A 22,140-nucleotide genomic window follows, 5' to 3' on the forward strand; every position below is an offset into this window, starting at 1 on the left:
TCACATATGCTGATCAGGAATCCGGTCCGACTGGGCGAGGTTCGAGAACCGGGTGATGTTGGCGTCGAACTGAAGTTCCACGGTGCCGGTGGGGCCGTGGCGCTGTTTCCCTAAGATCACCTCGGCCTTGCCGTGGACGCGATTCATCTCCGCCTCCCAGGCGAAGAACTCCTCAGTGCCCTCGCGGGGCTTCTTGTTGTTCACATAGTATTCCTCGCGGAACACGAACATCACCACGTCGGCATCCTGCTCGATGGAGCCCGATTCGCGCAGGTCCGAAAGCTGCGGGCGCTTGTCCTCGCGGTTCTCGACCTGACGCGAGAGCTGCGACAGGCCGATGATCGGCACCGCGAGCTCCTTCGCCAGCGCCTTCATGCCCGTGGTGATCTCGGTCATCTCCTGCACGCGATTGTCCGAGCGCTTGCCCGAGCCCGACAGGAGCTGGAGGTAATCGACGATGAGCAGGTCGAGGCCCTTCTGGCGCTTGAGGCGCCGGGCACGCGCCGCGAGCTGGGCGATGGAGATGCCGCCGGTCTGGTCGATGTAGAACGGGATCGTCTGCATGTCCCGGGCGGCATCGGTGATCTTGTAGAAATCCTCCGGGCGGATGTCGCCGCGGCGGATCTTGTAGGACGGCACGCCCGACTGCTCGGCGATGATGCGGGTGGCGAGCTGCTCGGCCGACATTTCGAGGGAGAAGAACCCGACGATGCCGCCGTTCACCGTCTTCATGACGCCGTCGGCGCCCTTCTCGCCCTTGTAGGCCTTGGCGATGTTGAAGGCGATGTTGGTCACCAGCGAGGTCTTGCCCATGGCCGGGCGGCCCGCGAGGATGATGAGATCCGACGATTGCAGGCCGCCCATCTTGGCGTCGAGGTCGGACAGGCCCGTGGCGATGCCCGACAGCTTGCCCTCGCGCTGATAGGCCTTGGCGGCCATATCGACGGCGGTGGTGAGCGCCTCGGAGAACTTCTGGAAGCCGCCGTCGTACTTGCCCGACTCGGCGAGCTCGTAGAGGCGGCGCTCGGTGCCCTCGATCTGGTCGCGGGGCGAGGATTCCACGGGCGCCTCGTAGGCGCCGTTGACGAGGTCCTCGCCGATGGTGATGAGCCGGCGCCGGATGGCGAGGTCGTAGATGGTGCGGCCGTAATCGCCCGCGTTGATCACCGTGGTCGCCTCGGCCGCCAGGCGGGCGAGGTACTGCATCACGGTCTGGCCGCCGAGATCCGCGTCGCCCAGATAGGTCTTCAGGGTGATGGGGGTGGCGAGCTTGCCGCCCTTGATGAGCTGCGAGGCCACCTCGAAGATCTTGCGGTGGACATCCTCCATGAAGTGCTCGGCGAGGAGGAAGTCCGAGATGCGGTAATAGGCGTCGTTGTTGACCAGGATCGCGCCGAGCAGCGCCTGCTCCGCGTCGATGTTGTGCGGCGCGACGCGGAATTCCTGCGTCACCCGTTGAAGGTTGGCCACAAGGGCGTTGGGCAGGGCCATGGGCTGACTCGAGGCTCCGACTTTTTCCGAGCGCGTGGGGACGTGAACGCCCGACCCGCCTTCATTCAGAGGCCGACCATGATCCACCATGGTTAAGGGGCTCTGATCACGACCGACCGATCGGCCCGCGGATTCGACTGGCGCCGGACACGCGAACGCCCGCGACTCGGGCGAGGCACGGGCGTCCATGCTGGAACAAACGAGGAACAAGTCAACCCGCGAGGGCCGTCGTTCCCCGTTCTCCACCGGCCCGAAGGGCCGTGAATCGGCTTACTCGCGGTCGTCACCGGCCTCGGCCAGTGCCGCGCCGACTTCCAGGCCGAGGTCGTCGAGGTTGAACGCCTCGCGCTCGGTGGTGGATTCGCCACGCGCCTGACGCTCGGCTTCCTCGGGGGAGCGAGCGACGTTGACGGTCACGGAGACCTCGACCTCGGGATGGAGCACGACGGGGACGACGTGCAGGCCCAGGGTCTTGATCGGCTGGTTGAGGGCGAACTGATCGCGGCCGACCGAGAAGCCCTCGGCGGTGACGACCTCGGCGAGATCGCGGGTGGAGACCGAGCCGTACAGCACGCCGGTCTCGCCCGACTGGCGGATCAGCACGAAGCTCTTGCCCTCGAGGGTCTCGGCGACGGTCTGAGCCTCGGACTTCTTCTCAAGGTTGCGGGCCTCGAGCTGGGCGCGCTGGGTCTCGAAGTGCTTCTTGTTGCCGGCGGTGGCGCGCAGGGCCTTGCCGCGGGCCAGCAGGAAGTTGCGGGCGTAACCCGGCTTGACGTTCACGGTCTCGCCCATCTGGCCGAGCTTGGCGACGCGCTCGAGGAGGATGACTTCCATGGGGTTGGTCCTTCGGTTGAGGTTGGGATGGAGGCCGCCGACGGTCGTCGGCTGCGGGGCTCAAGATCGCCCGGACGCGTCCTTGGGACGACGCCGGTCGAGGGCGGTGTCGGCGATGCCGAACAGGGTCAGGGCCACGAAGGCGATACCCTGGGTGACGAACAGGATGAGGTAGAGGCCGAGCAGCAGGGCGAGGCGCCCGGGGCGGCCACGGCTGCGGTCGTGGAAGGCGGCGAGACCCTGGATGGCGAAGGCCGCGCTGAGGGCGCCGGCCAGGGCCACGCCGAGGACGCCGGGATAGCCCGGCACGAAGGTCAGCACGAGGGCACCGGCGAGGATGCCGAGGACCCGGCGCGGCATCCGCGTGGACGGCAGGTCCGGCCAAGGCCGGGGTAGGCGGCCCGACACCTTCACGATTCTGGCGGCGGCCCAGAGGTAGAACACGAGGAGGACGGCCAACCCCTGTGCGGCGAGGCCCGGAGCGACGCGCGCCAGCGCGTCTGAGACATCATCCTTGAGGGTGTCGTCGGGCTTGCTCGGATCAAGCTTGCCCGTGTCGGATTGCGCCCCGTCCGCACCGGTCGCGTCGGGGGCGGCCTGGGGCGGGGCTGGCGCAGCCGTGCGTCCCTGCGTCTGGATCTTGACGATGGAGCGCGTCATGTCGCGCAGTTGCGTGTGGAAGGTCTCGTAGTTCGGCGCCGCGATGACCGCGATGGCGACGAAGGCGAGGCCGGCCGTGCCGGCGGTCCAAGCCAGAAGCCGGCCGGTCGGGTACCATTCCATGGTGCCGTCCGCGCCGGGTCGGCCCAGAAGCGCGAGGTAGGCGAGCCACCAGGCGGGGAGGGCGAGATAGGCGAGGAAGCCGAGACCCAGGAAGGGCTGCACCACGAGGGCCAGCGCCAGACTGCCGGTGATGGCCGCGACGAGGGCGGCCTTGTGGCTCCAGCCGAGCCCCACGATGAGAATCGGGAGGGGGGCGAGCAGGTAGAGGATGATGGCGAGCGCCGTCGCCTTCAGCAGCACGCCGAAGAGGAGGGCGGAGACGAGGCCCGCGCCGATACCGATTCCGAGAAACTGACCCATCGATCCCGCTGTCCCACTGTCCCGATACGGGCAGGGTTAGAGGCGAACCACATCGCCCCAACGACTCCCGGCCTTCCTCATCGAAGACCGGTACGAAAATGCCCCGTCGCGCTCGCGAGGGACGCCCCGGCCCGGCGGAGCCGGACCAGGGCAGCGTGAACTACTTGATCACGTAGGGGAGGAAGCCGAGGAAGCGCGCGCGCTTGATCGCCTGGGCGAGCTCGCGCTGCTTCTTGGCGGACACCGCCGTGATCCGCGACGGCACGATCTTACCGCGCTCGGAGACGTAGCGCGACAGGAGCTTGACGTCCTTGTAGTCGATCTTGGGCGCGTTCGCGCCCGAGAACGGGCAGGTCTTGCGACGACGGAAGAAGGGGCGACGTCCGCCGCCCGCACCGCCACCAGCGCCAGCGGCGGGAGCCGCTCCGGGTCCAGCACCAAATGCCATGGCTTAAGCCTCCCCGCCGAAGTTGCGCTCGGGACGGTCACCCCGATCCCCACGGTCGCCGCGATCACCCCGATCGCGGTCGCCACCGAATCCACCGCCGCCACCGAAGCCCTCGTCGTCACGACGACGGCCGCGCTCACGATCCTTGCGGTCGTCGCGGTCGCGCTTCTGCATCATCGCCGACGGCTCGGACTCGAGCTCTTCGACGCGCACGGTCATGAAGCGCAGGACATCCTCGGAGATCTGCATCTGACGCTCCATCTCGGCCAGTGCGGCCGGGGGGGCATCGACATTGAGGAGCGTGAAATGCGCTTTGCGGTTCTTCTTGATGCGGTAGGCGAGGGACTTCACGCCCCACATCTCGATCTTCTCGACCTTGCCGCCATTGGCTTCAATGACGCCCTTGTAGGTCTCGACCATGGTCTCGACCTGCTGGCTCGTCACGTCCTGGCGCGCCAGGAAGACGTGTTCGTAGAGAGGCATTAACGGGCCCTTCATATCCAAAGGGACCCGACGGCACATCGGAGTGCGGGACAATAGCGTCGGGCCGGTTCGTACGCGGATCGCCCGGCGCCAAGCCCTTCGAGCCGTTTGAAGGCCCGAGCGGTTGATCGAAGGCGGAGACACGGGACGACGGGAAAACCCTTTTCAGGATTCAAGCCTGTACCGGCGAAGCCGGTACCGTCCGTTCAGCCCCCAGCCGGAGCGAACGCGAGGGGTGGCGGATAAACCAGTTGTTCGGGATTGGCAAGTTGTTCTAGGGCCGCGAGCCGGACGTGCCGGCCGAGACAGAGCCTCAGACCGCAGCCTGCTTCTCCACCACGACCGTTTCGAGGATGTCCGCGGGCTCGTAGAACCAGCGGCCCAGCGCTCCGGCCGCCATCGCGCCGACGATCGGAGCGAGCCAGAACAGCCAGAGCTGCGCGAGGTACTCGCCGCCCGCGAACAGGGCGGGGCCGGTGCTCCGAGCCGGATTGACCGACGTATTGGTCACCGGGATCGAGATAAGGTGGATCAGCACCAGCGCGAAGCCGATCGGAATGCCGGCGAAACCCGTCGCGGCCCCTTTCGAGGTGGTGCCGACGATGATGAAGATGAAAAAGAAGGTCGTTAGAAACTCGACGATCAGACAGGCTCCGAGGCTGTACTTGCCGGGGCTCAGGTCGCCGTACCCGTTCGACGCGAATCCTCCCGGCACCCAGCCCGACTTGCCCGATGCGATGGCGTAGAGCAGTCCGGCCGCCAGGATCGCGCCGACGACCTGGGCGACGATGTAGGGCAGGACGTGGTGGTTCGCGCACCGTCGCGCCGACCAGAGGCCGAGCGTGACGGCCGGGTTAAAGTGGCCGCCGGAGATGTGACCGACCGCAAAGGCCATTGTGAGAACGGTCAGGCCGAAGGCGAAGGCGACACCGAGGAAGCCGATGCCGAGTTCCGGAAAAGCTGCGGACAGGACAGCTGCTCCACAACCGCCGAAGGTCAGCCAGAAGGTGCCGAAGAATTCGGCGGTGACCCTGCGCATCGTATCGTGGTCCATGCGGAGTCCTCCTGCCTTGCCGATGCGTGCGCGAAGCGAAGGCCGTTCGCGTTCGACTTGGCGCGACCTGCGTCGTTGCCGGACGGAAACAATTTCGCCAGTACGCGCGATACGATCATTGCATGGCCGGAGGGGGTTAGCAATCATCGCAAGGGGTACATTTGAAACATTCGTTGCCCATTATTGCGGTGAGCGTCCGATCGGGTCTCTCAGTGAGAAAATGTTTGACGAAAACCGGGTTCGACCGGGATCAGGTCGGTTCACAGGCGCCGGACCGGGCTCCACCGGGAGCGATCATACGTCGGAATCGTGGTCGATCGTTTCGACGCTCAGCACCGATCCATGCTGGCGAAATCGTTCCATTAGGGAATCGAGGGCGCCGCGATCCACGTGCACGAGGCGGAGGGTGATCGCATCGCGATCGTCGGTCGCGTTCTGACGGATCACGATCTGGCGCAGCTTCGATGCGCAGGGACCGGCGAGGGTCCGGATCGTCGCCGTGGTGACGACACCATGGCGCGCAACGACGCGCAAGTCGTGACGCTGGCGTCGCTCGCGGTAGCGGTCTTCGATCGGCTTCATCCCGGCCAGGATGCCGAGCACGATGGCGGTGGTGGCGATGGCCGGAACGTAGAGACCTCCACCGGAGGCGAGGCCGATGGCGGCCACCGCCCACAGACTGGCGGCGGTGGTGAGGCCTTTCACGACTTCGCCGCGCAAGAGGATCGTGCCGGCGCCGAGGAAACCGATCCCGGACACCACTTGGGCGGCGACGCGGGAAGGATCGAGGGTCACGTTCGGCCGGCCGAGGACATCGGCGAATCCGAAAGCCGAGACGATCATCAGCAGGCAGGAGCCGACGCAGACCAGCATATGCGTCCGCATGCCGGCCGCTCAGACCAGTCGCTCCCGCTCGAAACCGATGATGCTGCCGAGGAAGGCCGCCACGAGCAGGCGGCCGACCATGTCGAAATTGCTCAGCATGCCGGAGAGGTCGCCGTATCTTCCCCGTCGGTCGGACTACTTGTCCGGCTTCTCCGACAGCAGCGCTCCGGTCTTCGGATCGGCATGGAACTGCATCTTGACACCGTTCTTCATGCCCTCACCCTCCCAATGTCCGTCGTCGGCCTCGAACTCGGTGATGCTAGTGTAGCCCGTTGCCATCAGCTTCTGCTTCACTTGATCGGCTGGCATCCAATCGGCTCCGGGTTGATCGGCAAGCGCGAGGGTCGACGCGGTGCAGGAGAGGGCAAGCGCGAGCGCGAGGGGGAGAAAACGAGACATCGGGGACTCCATGAGCCGGCAAATAACTTCTCCGAAGTCAACCGCGACGCCGAAAGCCGGTTCCCCTGCGCCCTAACGGATCGAACTCGCGATCGCCTGCTGAATGCCCAGGATGTCGGCGCCGCGCTTGAGCGTCTTCATGATCGGATCGGGCCGCCCCGAGACCCAGATCTTCAGTTCCGAATCGAGGTCGAAGCTGCCTGCTGTTTCGACGGAGAAGCAGGTGATCGCTCGGTAGGGTACCGTCATATACTGGACCTTGCGGCCGGTGATTCCCTGCTTGTCCACGAGGATCAGGCGCCGGTCGGTGAAGACGATGAGGTCGCGGATGAGCCGGAAGGCGACCTGCACGATCTCGCCCTCCGTGAGGACGCCCGCGAGCTGTTCATGGACCTCCGCCGGCGAGAGGTCGCTGCCGTGGCCGAGCAGGCCGTCGAGAAATCCCATGGTGTGCCGTATCCCCGTTCGCGCTCGCGACGCCTATGTAGGGGGCAGGCCCCCGAGGTGAAACGGCCGGGTCGCGACGATCCCGCATCGGATCGTGTTTGGAGCGCGGATCGACCATGTCCCTACGTCCCCTGCGTCTCGGCGTGAACATCGATCACGTTGCCACCGTGCGCAACGCGCGGGGCGGCGCCCATCCCGATCCGATCCGGGCGGCGCGGATGGCCGTCGAGGCGGGGGCCGACGGCATCACCGCGCACCTGCGCGAGGACCGCCGGCACATCCGCGACGCGGACATGGAGATCCTCGCCCGGGTGCTCACCGTGCCGCTGAACTTCGAGATGGCGGCCACCGACGCCATGATCGCCCTGGCGATCCGCCTCCGGCCCCACGCCGCCTGCCTCGTTCCGGAGAAGCGCGAAGAACGCACCACCGAGGGCGGCCTCGACATCGTCGGCGGGCACGATCACCTCGCTCCGCGTATCGCGGCCCTGCGGGAGGCGGGTCTGGGCGTCTCCCTGTTCGTCGAGCCCGATGCGGCGGTCATGGACGCGGCCCACCGCCTCGGAGCGCCCGTGGTCGAACTCCACACCGGAACCTATTGCGAGGCGGTGGCGGCCGGGGACACGGCCCGTGTCGCGGCGGAACTGGCCCGGATCGCCCATGCGGCGACCTATGGTGCCAGCCTCGGCCTCGAGATCCATGCCGGCCATGGCCTGGCCCTGGACAGCGTCGGGCCGGTTGCGGCGTTGGCCGAGATCGCCGAACTCAACATCGGCCACGCCCTCATCGGCGAAGCGATTTTTATGGGGTTGGACCGGGCCGTGCGCGACATGCGGGCCGCCATGGACGCCGCCCGCCGGGCAGGCGCCGCATGATCGTCGGCATCGGCTCCGATCTGTGCGACATCCGCCGCATCGCGCGCTCCCTCGAACGCTACGGCGAGCGCTTCACCCACCGGGTCTTCACCGACGGGGAACGGGCGAAGTGCGACGCCCGTGCCGCCCGCGCGCCATCCTACGCCCGGCGTTTCGCCGCCAAGGAGGCCTGTGCCAAGGCGCTGGGCACCGGCCTGAGCCACGGCGTGTTCTGGCGCGACATGGAGGTGATCAACCTGCCCGGCGGCCGTCCGACCCTCCATCTCACCGGTGGGGCCGCGACTCACCTGGCCGGGCTGATCCCGGCGGGCTACGCCGCCAAGGTCCACATCACCCTTACGGACGATCCGCCCATGGCGCAGGCCTTTGTGATCATCGAGGCGGTGCCGCTTGGCACCCCCTGAGATTCGTCGGGAGCGGCCTCGCGTTGCGGGTCCTCCGCGCATGGTCTATGCCGCCGCTCGACCGTCGATGACGGACGGGGCCTGGATTCCGGCCTTCCGTGTCGGACCGGAGAGGCCAGCCAGATGGAACGTGCCCGCGTGGACCACCAGACGAAGCATGACCTGAAGGCCGCCGAGACCGGTACCTGGGCCAGCATCAAGGAAACCCTGAAGGTCGGCGGTCAGGCGCTGCTCATCGCCCTCGTGGTGCGCACGCTGCTGTTCCAGCCGTTCAACATCCCCTCGGGTTCGCTCGTGCCGACGCTCCTCATCGGCGATTACCTGTTCGTCTCGAAATATTCCTACGGCTACTCGAAATACTCGCTGCCGCTGAGCGAGTACCTGCCGTTCACGGCGGACGGCCGGGTCTGGGCGGCGACGCCGAAGCGCGGCGACATCGCCGTGTTCAAGCTGCCCAAGGACAACGCCACGGACTACATCAAGCGCGTGATCGGACTGCCCGGCGACAAGGTTCAGATGAAGGCCGGCCTGCTCTACATCAACGACGTGCCGGTCAAGCGCGAGAAGATCGCCCCGTTCGAGACCACCGGGCCCTACGGCGAGCAGGCGAAAGCCGAGCAGTACCTCGAGACCCTGCCGGGCGGCGTCACCCACAAGGTGATCGAGCGCGACGGCGACAACGGCTACTGGGACAACACCGAGCCCTACACCGTTCCCGAAGGGCGGTTCTTCATGATGGGCGACAACCGCGACAACTCCACGGATTCGCGCGATCTCGCCAATGTCGGATTCGTGCCGTTCGAGAACTTCGTCGGCCGGGCGGAGATGATTTTCTTCTCCATCGACGAAGGAACGCCGGCGTGGCAGATCTGGAACTGGCCGGCGAAGGTCCGCTGGGGCCGCCTGTTCACCACCATTCATTAGGGCGATTGCGAACCGTGGACGAAGAGGCGCGTCCCTCCAGCCGGGCGCGGCGCGCGCCCCGTCCGAAGCCCGGCCTCGCCGTGCTCGAAGCCGCAATCGGCCACGCCTTCGCCGACCCGAATCTGCTGGTTCTGGCGCTGACCCACGTGAGCAAGGCCGGCGGCAACGGCCGGCTCGGCAGCTACCAGCGCCTGGAATTCCTCGGGGACCGCGTCCTCGGTCTGGCCGTCGGCGATCTCCTGTACGCGGCCTTTCCGGGGGCCGACGAGGGCGACCTGTCCCGGCGCCTCGCCGGCCTCGTCCGGCGCGAGACCTGCGCGGCCGTGGCCACGGCCTGGGATGTCGGACCACATCTCCTGCTCGGCCCCGGCGAGGTCCAGAGCGGCGGGCGCCGCAACCAGACCATCCTGGCCGATGCCTGCGAATCGATCCTCGGCGCCGTCTTCCTCGATGCCGGCTACGCCAAGGCCAAGGCCATCGTCGAAGCCGCCTTCACGCCGGGGGTCGATACGGCGGCTCCCCGCGGGCGAGATGCCAAGTCCTCCCTGCAGGAATGGGCCATGGGCCGCGGCCTGCCGATCCCCGCCTACGAGGTGGTGGAGCGCTCCGGCCCCGATCACGCCCCCGTCTTCCGCATTGCCGCCCGGGTCGAGGGCTTGGCGCCCGGCATCGGCACCGGCCCATCGAAGCGTCTCGCCGAGCAGGAGGCCGCCCGCCTCGTGCTGGAGCGCGAGGTCCTCGGTCAGATCCCCAGCCCAATCATGGAGACGTCGGCGGACGTCCGCGAAGGAAATTCTCCCGATGTCTGACGACGATTTCGACACCGATCACGACGACGATCTGCCGCCCCTGGTACCGCTTCCGTCCGCTCCCATGCCGGAGAACACCACCGCCGGCTTCGTCGCGCTCATCGGCATCCCGAACGCCGGCAAGTCGACCCTGCTCAACAGCCTCGTCGGCACCAAGGTCTCCATCGTCTCCCGCAAGGTGCAGACGACGCGGGCCCTGGTGCGCGGCATCGTCATGGAGGGGACGGCGCAGATCATCCTTGTCGATACCCCCGGCATCTTCGCGCCGAAGCGTCGGCTCGACCGCGCTATGGTCCATTCCGCTTGGAGCGGCGCGTCGGATGCCGACGCCGTCTGTCTGCTCATCGATGCGCGCAAGGGCGTCTCGGACGAAGTCGAGGCGATCCTCGCCAAGCTCCCCGACGTGAAGCGCCCCAAGGTGCTGATCCTCAACAAGATCGATCTCATCCCCCGCGACCGCTTGCTGGCCCTCTCCGCATCGCTCAACGAGCGCATCGCCTTCACCCACACCTTCATGATCTCGGCGCTGAACGGCGACGGCATCGATGTGCTGAAGGCAACCCTGGCCGGGATGATGCCGAAGAGCCCGTGGCTCTACCCCGAAGATCAGGTCTCCGACGCCCCCATCCGCATGCTGGCCGCCGAGATCACCCGCGAAAAGCTCTACGACCGCCTGCACGAGGAACTGCCCTACCGCTCCACCGTGGAGACCGATCAGTGGCAGATGCGGACGGATGGCTCCGTGCGTATCGAGCAGACCATCTTCGTCGAGCGCGAGAGCCAGCGCTCCATCGTGCTCGGCAAGGGCGGCCAGACCATCAAGGCCATCGGTCAGGCGGCGCGGCGCGAGATCGCCGAGGCCGCCGAGCAGACGGTCCACCTGTTCCTGCACGTGAAGGTGCGCGAGAACTGGGCAGATGATCCGGCGCGCTACCGCGAGATGGGCCTGGAGTTCCCGCGCGGTTAGGCATCGGCTATCACCGGCCGCTCAGGTCATCCGTTACGCTCTCAGCCGTCGAGGCGCGCGCGCCGTCGCGCCGGATCGTATCATCATGTCCATCACATCGTTCTCGGAAGCCCTGTACGGCTTCCCGCCCGCCGAACTCATCGAGGGTCCGGAAGGAGCTGTCCAGGTCTCGCCGCTGATCCCGGGCTCGCCCCGGATCGAGGATGTCGCGTCGGGCAGCCTCGAGCGGATCGACGTGCTGGCACCGGCTGGCACAATCGAGCGCCGCTACGTCCTTGCTCAGGCCCTGCGTGCCCTGCGTCCGGGCGGACGCCTGACCGCCCTGGCTCCGAAGGACCGGGGCGGCTCGCGCCTGGCCAAGGAACTCGCCGGATTCGGGGCTCCGGCGACGGAGAGCGCCCGGCGCCACCACCGCATCTGCGTCGTCGACCGGCCCGATTCCCTCGGCGACCTGAGGGTGGCCCTGGAGGAGGGCGGTCCGCGCCACATTGACAACCTCGCCCTGTGCTCGCAGGCCGGCATCTTCTCCTACGATCGCCTCGATCCGGGCTCGGCCCTTCTCCTGTCGCTCCTGCCGCCGCTGGCGGGCAGCGGTGCCGATTTCGGCTGCGGCCTCGGTGTCCTCGCCCGCTCCGTCTTGCATTCGCCGAAGGTGACGACGCTCACGCTCATCGACATCGACCGGCGCGCCGTCGAGATGGCGACCCGCAATGTCGCCGACCCGCGTGTCACCATCCGCTGGGCCGACATCCGCGCGGGCGGCCTCGGCCTTAGCCGCCTCGACTTCGTCGTGATGAACCCGCCCTTCCATGACGGCGGCTCGGAGGATCAGGCCCTCGGCCAGGGCTTCATCGCCCGCGCGGCCGAGGCCCTGCGTCCGGGCGGTACCCTGTGGGTCACGGCCAACATGCACCTTCCCTACGAGAAGCCCCTGAACGCCGCTTTCAAGACCGTGGAACTCAAGGCCTCGTCCGGGGGCTACAAGATCTTCGAGGCCCGGAAATGAGCAAGGCGGGGAAAGCCAAGACCCCGACCCTGCGCCTCGACCGCCTGCTCGCCAACATGGGCTACGGCTCGCGCCGGGAGATCGGGCTCCTCACCGGCGCCGGCCTCGTCGTCCTCGACGGCGCGCCGCTGCGCGATTCGGACCAGCGCATCCCGGTGACGCCCGATCTCGCCCAGCGCATGGTGGTGGACGGCGTTCCCCTCGATCCGCCGCCGGGCGTGACCCTCATGCTGCACAAGCCGCTCGGCGTCACCTGCTCCCACAAGGAGGCGGGACCCCTCGTCTACGGGCTGCTGCCCGAGCGCTGGCGCCGACGCGACCCGGCCCTGTCCACGGTGGGCCGCCTCGACAAGGAGACCTCCGGTCTCCTGCTGCTGACCGACGACGGTGCCCTGCTGCACCGGATCATCGCGCCGAAATCCAACGTCGCCAAACGCTACCAGGTGACCCTCGACCGTCCGCTCAACGGCAACGAGGTGGCCATCTTCGCCTCCGGCACCCTGATGCTGGAGGGAGAGGAGAAGCCGCTCCTGCCCGTCGAGACCGAGATTCACGATGCGACCCACGCGGCCGTGACCCTGCACGAGGGCCGTTACCATCAGGTCCGGCGGATGTTCGCGGCCATCGGCAACCACGTCGTCGCCCTCCACCGCGACCGAATCGGAGGGCTCGACCTGCCGGCCGATCTGGAGGCGGGGTGCTATCGGGTCATGCACGAGGCCGACATCGCCGCCGTGTTTGGTGAAGCCGGCACGACGTGATTCGTTGACGAATCTTCACGTTTGACTTCGATCGGGCGAAGGGGCGCGGAACGATGCCAGATCGGGAGACCCGAAGAATACGACCGGGGAGGAAAGACTGCTGGCTCGTGCTCGGACTCGGTATCATTTGGGCCTTTGCCCACTGGCAGATTGTCAGCGCTTTCCTGTGGGGCGTGACCCTCTGCGAGTCCCGGACCTTGCGCAGATACCCCTGGCCGTTCCGAAAGTTCGGTGACTGCCGAGTCGAAACGGACTTTTCCGTCTTTTGGCCTAGCCTCCTTCCGTGGATCGCACTCGGTCCTTTCCTTCTTGGTGGAACGCTTGTCTTCCTCTGGATCCAGCGTAACGACCGCCCCTGACTGCGTCCTCCACTCAAAACCTTGCCATCGCAAAAACCGTCTGGTAAGGCCCCGCCCATTCCACACGCGGAGTTGGCCTCATGCCTGAATGAGGCGTTTCCGGTGATCGGGGTTCTTTTGGACCCGATCGCTTCCTCCGCGGCGGCATAACCGGAGAGACCAAAGATCATGGCCGTTGATTTCAGCATGCGTCAGCTTCTCGAGGCCGGCGCCCACTTCGGACACCAGGCCCACCGCTGGAACCCGAAGATGCAGTCCTACATCTTCGGGACGCGCAACAACATCCACATCATCGACCTGGCCCAGACCGTGCCGGCCCTCCACCAGGCCCTGCAGGCCGTGAGCGACACCGTCGCCAAGGGTGGCCGGGTGCTGTTCGTCGGCACCAAGCGCCAGGCCGCCGACACCATTGCCGAGGCTGCCAAGCGTTCGGCCCAGTACTACGTCAACTCCCGCTGGCTCGGCGGCATGCTGACCAACTGGAAGACCATTTCGGGCTCGATCTCGCGGCTGCGCAAGGTCGACGAGATCCTCGACGGCGGGGCCCAGGGCCTCACCAAGAAGGAGCGTCTCATGCTCGGCCGCGAGAAGGACAAGCTCGAGAAGGCGCTCGGCGGCATCAAGGACATGGGCGGCGTGCCCGACCTGCTGTTCGTGATCGACACCAACAAGGAGCAGCTCGCGATCAAGGAGGCCCAGCGCCTCGGCATCCCGGTCGCCGCCATCGTCGACACCAACTGCAACCCGGACGGCATCACCTACGTGGTCCCGGCCAACGACGACGCCGGCCGCGCCATCGCCCTGTACTGCGACCTCATCGCCCGTGCGGCCATCGATGGCATCTCGCGCGGCCAGGGTTCGAGCGGCATCGATCTCGGCGCTTCCGAGGAGCCCACCGCCGAGGAGCTGCCCGCCAACGACGAGGGCGCGGCTTCCATCGAGTCCGGCTCGGTCACCCAGGCCGATGTGGCCGCCCTCGTGGAGTCCACCGAGCACTTCGAACTGCTCTCGGCTCCGCGTGGCGCCCCCGACGACCTGTCGAAGCTCCACGGCGCCGGTCCCCAGATCGTGCAGAAGCTCAACGAAGCCGGCATCTACCATTACTGGCAGCTCGTCGCCATGAGCGAGGCCGATGTCGCCAAGGTCGATGCCGATCTCAAGCTCAACGGCCGCATCGGCCGCGACGGCTGGATCGAGCAGGCCCGCGGCTTCGCCGAGGCCGCTGCCGCCGCCTGAGCCCGCAGGGCGGCCCGGATCCGGGCCGCCACCGACGGATCGACATCATCATCCTGAAGCCCGGTGCTTTTCATAGAGCGCCGGGCTCCTTCACTTCAGAAGTCCCCACTTCAAGAGTCCCGGAAAGGACAGGCCATGGCCAACATCACCGCCGCACTGGTGAAAGAGCTCCGCGAAAAGACCGGCGCGGGCATGATGGACTGCAAGGGCGCGCTCAACGAGACGGACGGCGACATCGAAGCCGCCGTGGACTGGCTCCGCAAGAAGGGCCTTGCCAAGGCGGCCAAGAAGGCTGGCCGCGTCGCCGCCGAGGGCCTCGTCGCCGTGGAATCCTCGGGTCATCACGCGGCCCTCGTCGAGGTGAACTCCGAGACCGACTTCGTCGCCCGCAACGACAGCTTCCAGGGCTTCGCCCGCGAGGCCGCCAAGCTCGCCCTCGACACCGACGGCACCCTGGAAGGCCTCGAAGCCGCACACTTCCCCGGCTCCGAGACCACCGTCAAGGAAACGCTGTCCAACCTCATCGCCACCATCGGCGAGAACATGACCCTGCGTCGCGTGGCCAAGCTCGACGTGACCAAGGGCGTCATCGCCTCCTACGTTCACGGTCAGATCGTCGACGGTCTCGGCAAGATCGGCGTGCTCGTCGCACTCGAGTCGGAGGGCGATGTCGAGGTGCTCTCCACCCTCGGCCGCCAGATCGCCATGCATGTCGCCGCCACCAACCCGGTGGCGCTGGATGCCGCCGGCGTCGATCAGGCGACCCTCGATCGCGAGATCAACATCCTGCGTGAGAAGAACGCCGGCAAGCCCGAGAACGTGCTCGCCAAGATCGTCGAGAGCGGCCTGAAGAGCTATTACAAGGAGGTCACCCTCCTGGAGCAGCCCTTCGTACACGATGGCTCGAAGACGATCTCCCAGGTTCTCAAGGAGGCCGAGGGCAAGGCTGGCTCGCCCGTCAAGCTCACCGCGTTCGTGCGCTACGCGCTCGGCGAGGGCATCGAGAAGGAAGAGGCGCCTGACTTCGCCACCGAGGTGGCCGCCGCAGCTCGGGGCTGAACTCGAGTCCGACGCCATGACGGAAACGTGAAAGGGGCGGTGGCTGCGAGGCCGCCGCCCCTCGACGTTCCGGCCTGCCGTGCGCTAGACACCCCTCCGCTTCCGATTGGCTCTCCGGCCCACTCCCGGGTTGGATTCGAGGGGACTGGCTCATGCCGGAGACCACATTGTTTCGCCGCGTCCTCGTGAAGCTCTCCGGCGAGGCGCTGGCTGCGCCCGATGGATACTGGCTTCATCCGCCGACCCTCGCCGGCATCGCCGAGGACATCGCCCGGACCCGGGAATGCGGTATCCAACTCGCGCTCGTCGTCGGCGGCGGCAACATGATCCGGGGTGCGCGCATCTCGTCCGCCGGCTGGATCGACCGGGCCACCGGCGACTCGCTCGGCATGATGGCGACCGTGATGAATTCGCTGGCCCTCGAGACGGCCCTCAATGCCGCCGGCGTGCCGGCCCGCACCATGTCGGCGGTGTCGATGCCGACCATCTGCGAGACCTTCGCGCGCCAGCCCGCCCTGCATCACATCGACAAGGGTCAGGTCATCGTGCTGGCCGGTGGCACCGGCAATCCCTTTTTCACCACCGACACGGCGGCCGTCCTACGCGCGGCGGAACTCCGGTGCGACGCCGTGCTCAAGGCCACTCAGGTGGACGGCGTCTACTCGGCCGATCCGAAGACCGACCCGTCCGCTACCCGCTACGACCGTCTCACCCATGACGAGGCGATCGGTCGTGACCTCAAGGTGATGGACACCGCGGCCTTCGCCCTGGCACGCGAAAGCCGCCTCTCCATCGTCGTCGGCTCCGTCCATGCGCCGAGCTCGATCCGGGCCATTCTCACCGGCGAGGCACCCGCCACCCACGTGGTCCCCTGATCCGCCCGTCGCGAAAGCGCGAAGCCCCGTGAACGCCATTTGCGGGCCACAGGGTTTTGGTTCATTGAAGCCGCAGAACGGGCCCCGGCGGCCCGGCCTCCCTCCCTCCTCTGTTCGCGTCGGGACACTGAACGCATGGCTGCCATCCCCGAATTCGACCTGAACGACATCAAGCGCCGCATGCAGGGCGCCGTCACCTCCCTGAAGGGTGACCTCGGTTCCCTGCGGACGGGCCGCGCGACGCCGAGCATCCTCGATCCAATCCAGGTCGACGCTTACGGGGCGATGATGCCCATGGCGCAGGTTGCCACCGTGAGCGTGCCGGAGCCGCGCCTCCTGAGCATCTCCGTGTGGGATCGCGGCATGGTCACCGCCGTCGAGAAGGCGATCCGCGAATCCGATCTCGGCATGAACCCCCAGACCGAGGGCCAGACCATCCGCCTGCGCGTGCCCGAGATGAACGAGCAGCGCCGCAAGGAGATGGTCAAGGTTGCTCACAAGTACACGGAGGAGGCCCGCGTCGCCGTCCGCCACGTGCGCCGCGACGGCCTCGACCACCTGAAGAAGCTGGAGAAGGATGGCGCCATCAGCGAGGACGACGAGAAGCGTCAGGCCGGCGAAGTCCAGAAGGTGACCGACCAGCACATCGCCGAGATTGATGGCGTCCTGGCGTCCAAGGAGAAGGAAATCATGCAGGTCTAGCGTGCCCGCCATCGAAATGGAGGCCGGTTCGTCTCAAGACAGCAGCAAGACAAGATTTGGAGCCGTGTCCGAAACGGCAGGGTAGGACACGGCTCCGACGTTCGGCGGATTTCCGATCGGACTGGACGAGGCATGGGGGAGGGGCGCGTTGGGTCGAACTGAGGGCGCGCGTCACATCGAGACCGGGATGGCGGGGGGGCAGGGCGCATCGGCGTTCGATGTCCGCTCTCCGGCCGCGTCCGGCGCAGCGCCGGTGCCGCCCACCGGCCTCGCGCTGCCGGCGCCCGCCCATGTCGCGATCATCATGGATGGCAACGGTCGTTGGGCGGCGCGGCGTGGACTGCCCCGCGTCGAGGGCCATCGCCGTGGCGTCGAGGCCGTGCGCCGGGCCGTGCGTTCTTCCATCGATCTCGGTGTGCGCTACCTGACCATTTACACCTTCTCGTCGGAAAACTGGCGCCGCCCGCCCGCCGAGGTCGCGGACCTCATGGGCCTGCTCAAGCTGTTCGTGCGCCGCGATCTGGCCGACCTCCACCGCAATGGCGTGCGGGTTCGGATCATCGGCGACCGCGAGGGCCTGAGCGCGGACATCATTGGGCTCCTGGACGAAGCCGAGGCGATGACGCGGGGCAATCCCGGCCTGACCCTGGTGGTCGCGTTCAACTACGGCGGCCGGCAGGAGATCGTCCGGGCCGTCCGTGCTCTGGCGCGCGCTTGTACCGAGGGGCGGGCGACGCCGGACGACATCGACATCGACGCCATCACGGCGGCCCTCGACACCACCGGCATTCCCGACCCCGATCTGGTGATCCGCACCTCGGGCGAACTGCGCCTGTCGAACTTTCTCACCTGGCAGACGGCCTACGCCGAATACGTGACCACCCCCGCCCTCTGGCCGGATTTCGACCACGACGCCTTCGTGGCGGCCATCGGCGAGTATCACCGCCGCGACCGTCGTTTCGGCGGCCTGAGCGGTAAGACCGGGTGATGGGAAGCCCGAGCGAGGCGACCCCCGGCGCGCGCCGCAATCCCCTCGGGGGGCGTGAGTTTCAACTTCGTCTCGTGTCCGGCGTGGTGCTGGCGGCCATCGTCGTCTCGGCCCTCATTATGGGGGGTGGCCCGTTCGCCTTCATCTGGCTCGCCGCCGCCCTCGTCGGCACCGCCGAGTGGATCGGCATGAGCCGCACGGGTCCTCGACGGCTCCTCCTGATCGTCATCGGCGCGACCCTCACCGGGCTCGTCCTGTGCCTGCGGGAGGGCGCCGCGCCGCACGTGTTTCTCATCGTTGCCGCCCTGGGCGTCACCGGGATCCTGGTCCTGGCCCAGGACGGGCCGGCGCGGGGCCGGGCCGTGGCGGGCCTGTTCGGCGGGACCGTCGTCGCCCTGGTGCCCCCCGGCCTGCGCGACGATCCCGCCATCGGCATCCTCGGTCCGGCCTGGATGTTCGCCGTCGTCTGGTCCACGGACGTGGTCGCCTACATCACCGGGCGCACCTTCGGCGGACCGAAGCTCATGCCGGCCGTGAGTCCGAAGAAGACGTGGTCGGGCGCCCTCGGTGGCCTTGCCGCCGGGACGGCCGCGGGCATCGGCCTGATCGCCCTGGCCCGGGGCTACGACTGGAGCCCGCTTGCCGCGACCTCCCTCGTTTTCGTCGGTCTCGTGAGTGCCGCGGCATCGGTCTTCAGTCAGGCCGGCGATCTCGCTGAATCGGCCCTGAAGCGGCATTGGGGCGTCAAGGATTCCGGCCGCTCGATTCCCGGTCATGGTGGCGTCATGGATCGTCTCGACGGCTTCGCCGCCGTGGCGCTGCTGGCCGGACTGTATCTCCTCGCGCACCGCATGGGCGTGGTCTGAAGGATCTCCTCCGTTGACTCTCACCGTCTCCATCCTGGGTGCCACCGGTTCCATTGGGCGCTCCACCACGGATCTCCTCGCCCAGCATCCCGAGCGCTTCCGCATCGGCGCCCTCGTTGGCGGCCGTGATGCCGTGGCCCTCGCCAAGCTCGCCCGCGAGATCGGCGCGGATTTCGTCGCCCTGGCCGACGAATCGCAGGGAGCGGCCCTGCGCGAGCTTCTGTCCGGCACCGGCATTCCCAACGGCGCGGGCGACGGCGCCGTGCTGGAGGCCGCCGCACGCGACGCCGACATCGTGATGGCCGCCGTCAGCGGGGCCGCCGGCCTGCGCCCGACCCACGCGGCGCTCCGCCTCGGGCGCACGGTGGCGCTCGCCAACAAGGAAAGCCTCGTCTGCGCCGGGGACGCCTTCATGCGCGACGCCAGGCGCTATGGTGCCACCCTGCTGCCGGTGGATTCCGAGCACAACGCCCTCGCGCAGGCGCTCGGCGACGGCAAGGTCGCCGATGTCGCGACCATGACCATCACGGCTTCGGGCGGACCGTTCCGCACCTGGACGGCCGAGCGCATCGCCGCCGCCTCGCCCGAGGACGCGGCGGCCCATCCGACCTGGTCCATGGGCATGAAGATCAACATCGATTCGGCGTCCCTAATGAACAAGGGCCTCGAACTCATCGAGGCGCATCACCTGTTCGGGATCGAGGCCGCACGTCTCGATGCCATCGTGCATCCACAATCCATCGTCCACGGCCTCATCACTTGGCGCGACGGCGCGGTGACGGCGGGCCTCGCCATGCCCGACATGCGGGTGCCGATCGCGCATTGCCTCGGGCTCGGCGAGCGCCTCACCATCGCGCGTGGCCGGTCCGTCGATCTCGCTGCGGTCGGAAGCCTGACCTTCGAGGCCACCGACGAAATCCGTTTCCCTTGCCTTCGCATCGCCCGCGCGGCGCTCCGCGATGGCGGGGCGGCTCCCACGGTGATGAACGCCGCCAACGAGATCGCGGTCTCCGCCTTCATTCGCGGCGTCATCGGTTTCTACGGGATCAGCGACCTCGTGGAGCGTGCCTGTACCCATTTCGCGGGCCTCTACCGGGCGGCCCCGGCCGATGTTGACGAGGCGCTGGCCATCGATGCCGAGGTCCGCGCGTGGAGCAGCGAAGCGCTTCCCGCCTGAACCGTCAGCTCCCCGGTCCGTAGCCGGCGAGGAACACGCGCACGGCCTCCTCCACCCGGTAGGCGATCTCGCCCTCCGTCACCGCCCCGCTGGCGGCGAACAGCAGGCGGGTGAGGAGGCCGGCCTGGCATAGGTGCAGGAAGTGCTTGGCGGCGAGTTCCGGGTCCGCCGCCGTCAGGCGTCCGGCGGCCACCTGAGCGCCGAAATAGGCGGCGAGACGCGCAACCCCCTGAACGGGGCCGGCCTCATAGAAGGCCTGCCCGAAGCGTGGGAATCTCTCCGTCGCCCCGATCACCATGCGGATCACCGCCACGTGGTCGGCGCGCGCCAGCTCGGCGAGATAGCTATGTCCGAGGCGGGTGAGCACGCCGGCGACATCCGGATCGTCCGCATCGAGGCGGAACAGCGCCTCGGCAAGCCCCTGGCGCTCGGCGACGGTGAGCGCCTCGAATAACGCCTCCTTGCTGTCGAAGTAGACGTACAACGTACCCTTTGACACGCCCGCCGTCCGGGCGATCTCGCCCATACTGGCGCCATCGAAGCCGGCGGCCAGGAATACGGCGCGTGCGCCCTCCAAAATCTGCCGGCGCTTGTCCGATTCCGGACCCGTCCGTAGGGGAACCGCGCTCGCATCGCTCGTCATCGTCACCCAACGCCGTCTTGACCGAACCGTTCGGTCACTCTACCTAGCGAAAATGCAGATGCGGTTCAATCCGCTTCAGCTATTGACCGAACGGTTCGGTCAAATTCCGATGCCGGAAACACGACGATGACGCTACGCGACGTGGGCGGACGGGACGAAGGTCGCGATGAAACGGATTCTGGTCCGTTCCCGGACGTTTCGTCGATGTCGGGACCCGTAGGGCCGCCGATGGCCGATTCCACGGCGCGCCCCGAGATCGCCCAGTCCCCGGACGGCGTGCAATCCACGGAAGGCGCGAAGCCAAAGCGGCGGATCGCACGCAAGCTCATCGTTGCACTCGTCGTCTCCGCACTCCTCGGCGGAGGCGGATACAAGGCCTACGCGTGGTGGACGGTCGGGCGGTTCTTCCTGTCCACCGACGATGCCTACATCCAGGCCGATATCTCGGTGCTCGCCGCCAAGGTGCCCGGCTACCTCGCCGTCGTCCCGGTGGTGAACGGGCAGGCGGTAAAGGCCGGAGATATCGTCGCGCGCATTGACGATGGAGATTATCGTCTCGCCGAGGAAGCCGCCCACGACAAGCTCGTGACGCAGGAGGCGACCATCACCCGCATCGGGCGGCAGGTCGAGGCCGCTCAGGCCCAGCTCATCCAGAGTGCGACCCAGATCGACGCGGCTCGGGCCGATGCCGTTCGAGCGGCGGCAGATTACGCCCGCCAGCAGCAGCTCGAGAAGGTCGATTTCGTCGCGAAAGCCCGCATCGAGCAGGCCCGTGCCGACCGCGACCGCACCCAGGCCGCCGAGAAGGGCGCAGAGGCATCCCTCGTGGCGATGAAAGCTCAAGTCGAGGTCCTGCGTGCGCAGCGGACCGAGGCCGAGGGGTTGGCCGCCGAGTTGCGCACGGCCGAGCGCCGCGCTGCGCGCGACCTCGCTTTCACCATCCTGCACGCGCCCTTCGACGGGGTCATCGGCAACAAGGCGGTGGAGGCTGGTGCCTACGTGTCTCCGGGCTCGCGCATTGCGGCCCTGGTGCCGCTTCAGAGCGTGCGCATCGATGCCAACTTCAAGGAGACACAGGTCGAGCGGATGCACGCCGGCCAGCCCGTCCACGTCGCGGTGGATGCCTATCCGGACCGCGATATCGTCGGCTGGGTCGAATCCCTGTCGCCGGCCTCGGGCTCGGTGTTCAGCCTGCTGCCGCCGGACAACGCCACCGGCAACTTCACCAAGATCGTCCAGCGCCTGCCCGTTCGGGTGCGGGTGCCAGCGGACGTCGCCCGGGAGGGATTGCTGCGCCCGGGCCTCTCCGTCACCGTCCGGGTCGACACCCGCGCGGTGGCTACGACCGCTGCCCTGCGGCCGTAG

Annotated in this window: 24 protein-coding genes and 1 pseudogene; 15 read left to right on the forward strand and 10 right to left on the reverse strand. The window is 67.7% G+C overall.

Features of this window, described 5'->3' with window-relative positions; all coding sequences use genetic code 11:
• From FV218_RS00115 to FV218_RS00155, 9 genes and pseudogenes are all read right to left on the reverse strand, one after another.
• Positions 1–1,491, reverse strand: coding sequence for a replicative DNA helicase (locus FV218_RS00115; protein WP_147708215.1), 1,491 nt, complete (start codon positions 1,489–1,491; stop codon positions 1–3).
• Between the two features lie 270 nt (positions 1,492–1,761).
• Positions 1,762–2,325, reverse strand: a complete 564-nt coding sequence (gene rplI, locus FV218_RS00120) for a 50S ribosomal protein L9 (RefSeq protein WP_056086662.1) — start codon at positions 2,323–2,325, stop codon at positions 1,762–1,764.
• A 60-nt stretch (positions 2,326–2,385) separates the two neighbouring features.
• A complete protein-coding gene (locus tag FV218_RS00125) occupies positions 2,386–3,408 on the reverse strand; it encodes a DUF2232 domain-containing protein (RefSeq protein ID WP_147708217.1) in 1,023 nt (340 codons plus the stop codon).
• 160 nt (positions 3,409–3,568) lie between these two features.
• Positions 3,569–3,856: a 30S ribosomal protein S18 gene (rpsR, locus tag FV218_RS00130; protein ID WP_056086652.1), complete on the reverse strand. Its 288-nt coding sequence runs from the start codon at positions 3,854–3,856 to the stop codon at positions 3,569–3,571.
• Between the two features lie 3 nt (positions 3,857–3,859).
• On the reverse strand, positions 3,860–4,339 hold the full coding sequence (gene rpsF / locus FV218_RS00135; RefSeq protein ID WP_147708219.1) for a 30S ribosomal protein S6: 480 nt from the start codon (positions 4,337–4,339) through the stop codon (positions 3,860–3,862).
• Between the two features lie 313 nt (positions 4,340–4,652).
• Complete coding sequence (gene aqpZ / locus FV218_RS00140; RefSeq protein WP_147708221.1) at positions 4,653–5,393, reverse strand: aquaporin Z; 741 nt, start codon at positions 5,391–5,393, stop codon at positions 4,653–4,655.
• Positions 5,394–5,687: 294 nt separating this feature from the next.
• Positions 5,688–6,377, reverse strand: a pseudogene (locus FV218_RS00145) (MgtC/SapB family protein).
• Positions 6,378–6,413: 36 nt separating this feature from the next.
• The gene (locus FV218_RS00150; protein ID WP_147708223.1) at positions 6,414–6,677 is read right to left on the reverse strand and encodes a PepSY domain-containing protein; all 264 of its coding nucleotides are present in this window, start codon (positions 6,675–6,677) and stop codon (positions 6,414–6,416) included.
• Positions 6,678–6,749: 72 nt separating this feature from the next.
• Positions 6,750–7,124: a PH domain-containing protein gene (locus FV218_RS00155; RefSeq protein WP_147708225.1), complete on the reverse strand. Its 375-nt coding sequence runs from the start codon at positions 7,122–7,124 to the stop codon at positions 6,750–6,752.
• Between the two features lie 116 nt (positions 7,125–7,240).
• Between FV218_RS00155 and FV218_RS00160 the strand changes: the two genes are divergently transcribed.
• The 14 genes from FV218_RS00160 to dxr all read left to right on the forward strand — a co-directional run bounded on the left by FV218_RS00160 (position 7,241) and on the right by dxr (position 20,132).
• On the forward strand, positions 7,241–7,999 hold the full coding sequence (locus FV218_RS00160) for a pyridoxine 5'-phosphate synthase (protein WP_147708227.1): 759 nt from the start codon (positions 7,241–7,243) through the stop codon (positions 7,997–7,999).
• A complete protein-coding gene (acpS, locus tag FV218_RS00165; protein ID WP_147708229.1) occupies positions 7,996–8,403 on the forward strand; it encodes a holo-ACP synthase in 408 nt (135 codons plus the stop codon). Before FV218_RS00160 ends, acpS begins: the two co-directional genes overlap by 4 nt.
• A 123-nt stretch (positions 8,404–8,526) precedes the next feature.
• Positions 8,527–9,327, forward strand: a complete 801-nt coding sequence (gene lepB, locus FV218_RS00170) for a signal peptidase I (protein ID WP_056086627.1) — start codon at positions 8,527–8,529, stop codon at positions 9,325–9,327.
• Between the two features lie 14 nt (positions 9,328–9,341).
• A complete protein-coding gene (gene rnc, locus FV218_RS00175; protein ID WP_147708231.1) occupies positions 9,342–10,136 on the forward strand; it encodes a ribonuclease III in 795 nt (264 codons plus the stop codon).
• The gene (era, locus tag FV218_RS00180; RefSeq protein ID WP_056086621.1) at positions 10,129–11,103 is read left to right on the forward strand and encodes a GTPase Era; all 975 of its coding nucleotides are present in this window, start codon (positions 10,129–10,131) and stop codon (positions 11,101–11,103) included. Before rnc ends, era begins: the two co-directional genes overlap by 8 nt.
• A gap of 85 nt (positions 11,104–11,188) precedes the next feature.
• The gene (locus FV218_RS00185; protein WP_147708233.1) at positions 11,189–12,109 is read left to right on the forward strand and encodes a methyltransferase; all 921 of its coding nucleotides are present in this window, start codon (positions 11,189–11,191) and stop codon (positions 12,107–12,109) included.
• Positions 12,106–12,870, forward strand: a complete 765-nt coding sequence (locus tag FV218_RS00190; RefSeq protein ID WP_147708235.1) for a pseudouridine synthase — start codon at positions 12,106–12,108, stop codon at positions 12,868–12,870. The genes FV218_RS00185 and FV218_RS00190 overlap by 4 nt, the downstream gene beginning before the upstream one ends.
• 527 nt (positions 12,871–13,397) lie before the next feature.
• Positions 13,398–14,465, forward strand: coding sequence for a 30S ribosomal protein S2 (locus FV218_RS00195; protein ID WP_056086612.1), 1,068 nt, complete (start codon positions 13,398–13,400; stop codon positions 14,463–14,465).
• Positions 14,466–14,600: 135 nt separating this feature from the next.
• Positions 14,601–15,524, forward strand: coding sequence for a translation elongation factor Ts (gene tsf / locus FV218_RS00200; RefSeq protein ID WP_056086609.1), 924 nt, complete (start codon positions 14,601–14,603; stop codon positions 15,522–15,524).
• Between the two features lie 152 nt (positions 15,525–15,676).
• On the forward strand, positions 15,677–16,399 hold the full coding sequence (gene pyrH, locus FV218_RS00205; protein WP_056086606.1) for a UMP kinase: 723 nt from the start codon (positions 15,677–15,679) through the stop codon (positions 16,397–16,399).
• A 135-nt stretch (positions 16,400–16,534) separates the two neighbouring features.
• Positions 16,535–17,101, forward strand: coding sequence for a ribosome recycling factor (gene frr, locus FV218_RS00210; protein ID WP_056086604.1), 567 nt, complete (start codon positions 16,535–16,537; stop codon positions 17,099–17,101).
• Between the two features lie 187 nt (positions 17,102–17,288).
• Complete coding sequence (locus tag FV218_RS00215; protein ID WP_056086601.1) at positions 17,289–18,089, forward strand: isoprenyl transferase; 801 nt, start codon at positions 17,289–17,291, stop codon at positions 18,087–18,089.
• Positions 18,089–18,955, forward strand: a complete 867-nt coding sequence (locus FV218_RS00220; protein ID WP_147708237.1) for a phosphatidate cytidylyltransferase — start codon at positions 18,089–18,091, stop codon at positions 18,953–18,955. The genes FV218_RS00215 and FV218_RS00220 overlap by 1 nt, the downstream gene beginning before the upstream one ends.
• A gap of 13 nt (positions 18,956–18,968) precedes the next feature.
• The gene (gene dxr, locus FV218_RS00225) at positions 18,969–20,132 is read left to right on the forward strand and encodes a 1-deoxy-D-xylulose-5-phosphate reductoisomerase (RefSeq protein ID WP_147708239.1); all 1,164 of its coding nucleotides are present in this window, start codon (positions 18,969–18,971) and stop codon (positions 20,130–20,132) included.
• 4 nt (positions 20,133–20,136) lie between these two features.
• Here the strand turns inward: dxr and FV218_RS00230 are convergent, their stop codons facing one another.
• On the reverse strand, positions 20,137–20,775 hold the full coding sequence (locus tag FV218_RS00230; protein WP_147708343.1) for a TetR/AcrR family transcriptional regulator: 639 nt from the start codon (positions 20,773–20,775) through the stop codon (positions 20,137–20,139).
• A 204-nt stretch (positions 20,776–20,979) separates the two neighbouring features.
• Here FV218_RS00230 and FV218_RS00235 point away from each other — a divergent pair, with 204 nt between their 5' ends.
• Positions 20,980–22,140, forward strand: coding sequence for an HlyD family secretion protein (locus FV218_RS00235; RefSeq protein WP_147708241.1), 1,161 nt, complete (start codon positions 20,980–20,982; stop codon positions 22,138–22,140).

Source organism: Methylobacterium sp. WL69 (assembly GCF_008039485.1).
Taxonomy (GTDB): Bacteria; Pseudomonadota; Alphaproteobacteria; order Rhizobiales; family Beijerinckiaceae; genus Methylobacterium.

Bases quoted from the DNA above. Each gene is read 5' to 3' on its own strand.
- rpsF (WP_147708219.1), bottom strand. From the start codon at position 4,339: ATGCCTCTCTACGAACACGTCTTCCTGGCGCGCCAGGACGTGACGAGC.
- rplI (WP_056086662.1), bottom strand. From the start codon at position 2,325: ATGGAAGTCATCCTCCTCGAGCGCGTCGCCAAGCTCGGCCAGATGGGC.
- era (WP_056086621.1), top strand. From the start codon at position 10,129: ATGTCTGACGACGATTTCGACACCGATCACGACGACGATCTGCCGCCC.
- FV218_RS00235 (WP_147708241.1), top strand. From the start codon at position 20,980: ATGTCGGGACCCGTAGGGCCGCCGATGGCCGATTCCACGGCGCGCCCC.
- FV218_RS00195 (WP_056086612.1), top strand. From the start codon at position 13,398: ATGGCCGTTGATTTCAGCATGCGTCAGCTTCTCGAGGCCGGCGCCCAC.
- FV218_RS00125 (WP_147708217.1), bottom strand. From the start codon at position 3,408: ATGGGTCAGTTTCTCGGAATCGGTATCGGCGCGGGCCTCGTCTCCGCC.
- FV218_RS00155 (WP_147708225.1), bottom strand. From the start codon at position 7,124: ATGGGATTTCTCGACGGCCTGCTCGGCCACGGCAGCGACCTCTCGCCG.
- frr (WP_056086604.1), top strand. From the start codon at position 16,535: ATGGCTGCCATCCCCGAATTCGACCTGAACGACATCAAGCGCCGCATG.
- FV218_RS00215 (WP_056086601.1), top strand. From the start codon at position 17,289: ATGGCGGGGGGGCAGGGCGCATCGGCGTTCGATGTCCGCTCTCCGGCC.
- FV218_RS00190 (WP_147708235.1), top strand. From the start codon at position 12,106: ATGAGCAAGGCGGGGAAAGCCAAGACCCCGACCCTGCGCCTCGACCGC.
- acpS (WP_147708229.1), top strand. From the start codon at position 7,996: ATGATCGTCGGCATCGGCTCCGATCTGTGCGACATCCGCCGCATCGCG.
- FV218_RS00150 (WP_147708223.1), bottom strand. From the start codon at position 6,677: ATGTCTCGTTTTCTCCCCCTCGCGCTCGCGCTTGCCCTCTCCTGCACC.
- lepB (WP_056086627.1), top strand. From the start codon at position 8,527: ATGGAACGTGCCCGCGTGGACCACCAGACGAAGCATGACCTGAAGGCC.
- FV218_RS00115 (WP_147708215.1), bottom strand. From the start codon at position 1,491: ATGGCCCTGCCCAACGCCCTTGTGGCCAACCTTCAACGGGTGACGCAG.
- pyrH (WP_056086606.1), top strand. From the start codon at position 15,677: ATGCCGGAGACCACATTGTTTCGCCGCGTCCTCGTGAAGCTCTCCGGC.
- tsf (WP_056086609.1), top strand. From the start codon at position 14,601: ATGGCCAACATCACCGCCGCACTGGTGAAAGAGCTCCGCGAAAAGACC.
- FV218_RS00220 (WP_147708237.1), top strand. From the start codon at position 18,089: ATGGGAAGCCCGAGCGAGGCGACCCCCGGCGCGCGCCGCAATCCCCTC.
- aqpZ (WP_147708221.1), bottom strand. From the start codon at position 5,393: ATGGACCACGATACGATGCGCAGGGTCACCGCCGAATTCTTCGGCACC.
- FV218_RS00160 (WP_147708227.1), top strand. From the start codon at position 7,241: ATGTCCCTACGTCCCCTGCGTCTCGGCGTGAACATCGATCACGTTGCC.
- FV218_RS00185 (WP_147708233.1), top strand. From the start codon at position 11,189: ATGTCCATCACATCGTTCTCGGAAGCCCTGTACGGCTTCCCGCCCGCC.
- FV218_RS00230 (WP_147708343.1), bottom strand. From the start codon at position 20,775: ATGACGAGCGATGCGAGCGCGGTTCCCCTACGGACGGGTCCGGAATCG.
- rpsR (WP_056086652.1), bottom strand. From the start codon at position 3,856: ATGGCATTTGGTGCTGGACCCGGAGCGGCTCCCGCCGCTGGCGCTGGT.